Source organism: Protofrankia sp. CiP1_Cm_nod2 (assembly GCF_920664355.1).
Taxonomy (GTDB): domain Bacteria; phylum Actinomycetota; class Actinomycetes; order Frankiales; family Frankiaceae; genus Protofrankia.
Genome location: NZ_CAKKTL010000337.1, coordinates 1 through 4256, shown reverse-complemented (window position 1 = coordinate 4256; position 4256 = coordinate 1). Strand labels below are relative to the sequence as shown.

Here is a 4256-nt window from a genome sequence, read left to right as displayed (position 1 = left end):
AGCACGAGCCGGCCCGCGTGCGACTCCGCGACGTCGAGGGCGGTGACCACCGCGCCCAGCTTGCCGACAGCGGTGGTGATCTTGCCGACGATCTGTGACGATGCTGGTACGTCAAGGCGCACTGTTATCGAGAACGAAACGCTGGGGACGGCCACGAACGTGCTCCATCTGTCGTTCGAGCGACAACGTGGGCAGGTGCCCGCATCGATGCTCGCAGCCGCGGCCCCGCATCCGGCGTAGGCCGGTGCGTGGCAGCAAAGATCACAGGGAGTGGGGAGCGGCGGGAGCGGGGATACCCGGCGCGGGACGCCGGCCTTGCCCGGCCCACGCCATGACACGCCCGACCGCCATGACACGCCCACGCCGGGACACGCCCGCCCCGGGACGGACCGCCGACCGGGCGGGGGCGCCACCCCATACGGCTCCTTTCCGCTGCCCGGGCAGGCAAACGGCGGCGGCGGGAGCCCGCCCGGAACCCGGACGCCGCCGGGCGCGGGCCGGGATCCCGATCCCGCCACCGGCGGAACCGGGCCGGCTCAGAACACCGCCGTGCCGTGGACGGGCGACGACGCCCGGGCATGGTGACGGCGCGGGATGCGCCCGGCCCGCGCGGCGAACCGTCCCGCGGTGACGCCGGCCGCCATCGCCGCCGCCATCAGGGCGGGATCCTGGGCGCGGGTCACCGCCGACGCCAGCAGGACGGCGTCACAGCCGAGCTCCATGGCCAGCGCCGCGTCCGAGGCGGTGCCGATCCCGGCGTCCAGGACGACCGGGACCTCCGCCTCGGCGACGATCAGCTCGATGTTGTGGGCGTTGCGGATGCCGAGCCCGGTCCCGATGGGCGCGCCCAGCGGCATCACGGCCGCGCAGCCGACCTGCTGCAGGCGCCGGGCGAGCACCGGGTCGTCGTTGGTGTAGGGCAGGACGGTGAAACCCTCGGCGACGAGGCGTTCCGCCGCGTCGAGGAGCTCGATGGGGTCCGGCAGCAGGGTCTGCTCGTCCGCGATCACCTCGAGTTTCACCCAGTTCGTTCCCAGCGCCTCCCGGGCGAGCTCGGCGGTGAGGACGGCCTCGTGGGACGTGCGGCAGCCGGCGGTGTTGGGCAGCACCCGCACGCCGCAGCGGGCGAGCATGTCCAGCGTCGACCCCGGGGTGGTGGTGTCCACCCGGCGCATGGACACCGTGCACATGTCCGTGCCGGAAGCCCTGATCGCCGCTTCCATGACGGCGAGGCTCGGCGCGCCGCCGGTGCCCAGGATCAGCCGGGAGCCGAGCTCCTCACCGGCGATCGTGAACGCGTCGTCGGCCATGTCAGCCTCCCTGGGTGGCGGTCAGGATCTCCACGTGCTGGCCGGCGCGCAGCTCCAGGTTCTCCCACCGGCTGCGGGGGGCGACGACGCCGTCGACCGCGGCGGCGCTCCCACGGCCGTTGGCGGAAACGCTCATCATGATCATGAGCTGGTGCAGCGTGGTACCGGCCGGCACCTGCATGGCCTTGCCGTTCACGGTGAGAGTCATCTGACGTCCTCCCTGGTCGACCGGTTCTCGACGGCCTGGTCATCGGCGACGCGTCCCTCGCCGGCCCGGTCCCCGGCATACTCGACGGCCCGGTCGACGGTGCGGTCGATGGCATGGTCGAACCGGGCCGGGGTGAAGGCGGCGGCCTCGCCGGGCAGGGCGCCGTCCGCCAGCAGGCCGGCGATGGCGTCCGCCGTCACCGGGGTGAGCAGCACGCCGTTGCGGTAGTGGCCGACGGCGAGCAGCAGCCCGGGCAGCCGGGACGGGCCGATCAGCGGTGCGTTGTCCGGTGAGGCGGGCCGCAGGCCGGTGCTGACCTCCTCCAGCTCCGCCTCACCCACCGCCGGGACGAGGGCCTGGGCGTCCCGGAGCAGCTCGTACACGGCGCCCGCGCGGGGCCGCAGGTCGAAGCCGGCCTCCTCGCTGCTGGCCCCCACCACGATCCGGCCGTCGGCGCGGGGCACCAGGTACACCGGGTGGCCGCGTACTGTGCCCCGCAGCACACAGGTCAGCGGCGGCGGCCCGACGGTACGCAGCCGCAGGGTCTGGCCCTTGACCGGGCGGACCGCCGGCAGCACCCCGGGCGGCAGCCCGTCGATCCGGCCCGACCACGCTCCGCAGGCGAGGACGGCCACCGGCGCGGTCAGCTCGGTGCCGTCGGCCAGCTCCAGCCCGACGACCCGGTCGCCGCGCAGCAGCCACCGCCGCGCGGCGGCGGGGAGCAGCGTCACCCCCTCGGCCACGCAGGCCCGCAGCAGCGCGCCGTGCAGCAGCCGGTTGTCGATCTGGTGATCGTCGGGTGCCGCCAGTGCGCCGGCCAGGCCGCTCGCCGACGCCGGGACGCGGGCGCGCAGCTCGCGCCGGGTCAGCAGCTCGGTGCGCAGGCCCAGCGAGCGCGCGAAGCCGTGGATGTCGCGCAGACCGGCCATGTCCGCGCTGTCCCAGGCCGCGACCAGCGTCCCGCAGCGCAGGTAGCCGACCTCGGTGCCGCTGCTGCGCTCCAGCTCCGCGACGAACGTGGGGTAGCGCTGTGCCGACGCCATGTTCAGCGCGAGCAGGGGCTGCTCACCGTAGTGGAGCTCGCTGAGGGGGGCGAGCATGCCCGCGGCCGTCCAACTGGCCCCCGATCCCGGCGCGGGATCGACGACGGTGACTGTCAGCCCGCGCAGACGCGCGCGCCACGCCACGCCGAGCCCGATCACACCGGCGCCGGCGACGATGACGTCCGGCCGGGATCCCGCCGCGCCCCGGCCGTTGGCCCCGGCCGCGCGCGCCGGCGCAGCAGCTGCGCCTGGCGGCATGATGGCTGCCGGCATGAGCCTCCTTATACACTTGGGGTGTCGTTATCCTCACCGATACCGCTCACCCGATACTGTCAGCCTCAATCGCAAGTCTGGCCTGTCCCGCAGCGGTGGGCAGCGGAAAGACGTCCCGCTGGTGGGTGGGTACCCGCCATAGGCTGAATCATGATGATCGGATTTATCGTGGTGGTACCGGGCGTGACGGTGCCGAACAAGGAGATACCGGATATCGTGGTAACGCCTGACGGCGCTCCGCATTTAGTCCGTGCCCGACCAGCCTGCGAGCAACGGGCCTGCACGCAACGGGCCTGCGCCCGGCGGTTGCCGACGGACGGGTGCGTTGGCCCGCGCGGCCGGCGATCCACCGGAGGTGGCCCGGCCGGGGGCGCGGGCCACCCGGCCCGGCGGCTGCCGGCGATGGCCGTCCGCCTCGTAACATGATCGACGGTTACGGTCTGCTGGAGCCGATCGGCTACGGCGGGTTCAGTACGGTCTACCTGGGCCGGCAGGAGATCTTCGACCGCCGGGTCGCGATCAAGGTGATGAACGCCGTCCTCACCGATCCCGACGCGAAGCGGCGGTTCCTGCGTGAATGCCGGGTGACCGGGCGGCTGACCGGTCACCCGAACATCATCTCGGTTTTCGATGCCGGGACGACCCGGGACGGGCGCCCCTACATCGCGATGGAGTACATCGCGGGCGGGTCGCTGGCCGACCGGCTGGCCGACGCCGGGCGACTGGACGTCGAGGAGGTGCTGCGCGTCGGTGTGCAGGTGGCCGACGCCCTCGTGACCGCCCACCGCCACGGCGTCCTGCACCGTGATCTCAAACCGGCGAACATCCTGCTCCGCGAGTCCGGGACCGCCGTGCTCAGCGACTTCGGCATCGCCGTGGCCGAGAGCGCGGCGGAGAACACGACCGCGTCGGTGGCGTTCACGCCCCGTTACACGCCGCCCGAGGTGCTCCAGGGCGGGGAGCACAGCATCGCCTCCGACATCTTCGGGTTCGGCGCCACCCTCTTCACCCTGCTGGCCGGACAGCCGCCGTTCACCGGCCGGGTCCCGGCGCAGCTGCTGCGGGAGATGCTGGACGGGCCGCCGCCGGCACTGCCCGACGAACTGGCCGGCAGCGTCCCCGACGAGCTGGTCACGCTGGTGCGGCGGGCCCTCGCCGCCGCGCCGGACCAGCGTCCCGCCACCGCCGCGGCTGTGCTGGCGGAACTGCGCGCGACAGCCGCCGTCCGCGACGGCCAGGCCGGCACGCCCATCTCCGCGGACGGTCCGGCGGACGGTCCGGAGGCGGCATCGGCGATCACCAGCCATCTCGCCGCTCCCGTTCCCGAGCCGCCGCTGCCCTCCGCGCCACCTGGCGGGACGCGCGCGGCGCCGGCCCGGCCACCACACCCGGGCTCGGGCCGCGCCGCCGGCGGGGACGCGC

Annotated in this window: 4 protein-coding genes; 1 reads left to right on the top strand and 3 read right to left on the bottom strand. The window is 74.2% G+C overall.

Annotated features, from left to right (window positions below):
• Window positions 1-536 precede the first annotated feature (536 nt).
• From NBW84_RS22890 to thiO, 3 genes are read right to left on the bottom strand one after another with little or no spacing between them, the layout of a single operon-like run.
• Window positions 537-1310 (bottom strand): thiazole synthase, encoded by a 774-nt coding sequence (locus tag NBW84_RS22890; RefSeq protein ID WP_250287311.1) that lies wholly within the window; start codon window positions 1308-1310, stop codon window positions 537-539.
• A 1-nt stretch (window position 1311) separates the two neighbouring features.
• Window positions 1312-1518 (bottom strand): sulfur carrier protein ThiS, encoded by a 207-nt coding sequence (gene thiS / locus NBW84_RS22885; protein ID WP_250287309.1) that lies wholly within the window; start codon window positions 1516-1518, stop codon window positions 1312-1314.
• Complete coding sequence (thiO, locus tag NBW84_RS22880; RefSeq protein ID WP_250287308.1) at window positions 1515-2834, bottom strand: glycine oxidase ThiO; 1320 nt, start codon at window positions 2832-2834, stop codon at window positions 1515-1517. The genes thiS and thiO overlap by 4 nt, the downstream gene beginning before the upstream one ends.
• A gap of 422 nt (window positions 2835-3256) precedes the next feature.
• Between thiO and NBW84_RS22875 the strand changes: the two genes are divergently transcribed.
• Window positions 3257-4256: serine/threonine-protein kinase (locus NBW84_RS22875; protein WP_250287307.1), on the top strand; the 1000-nt coding region annotated here is incomplete at its 3' end.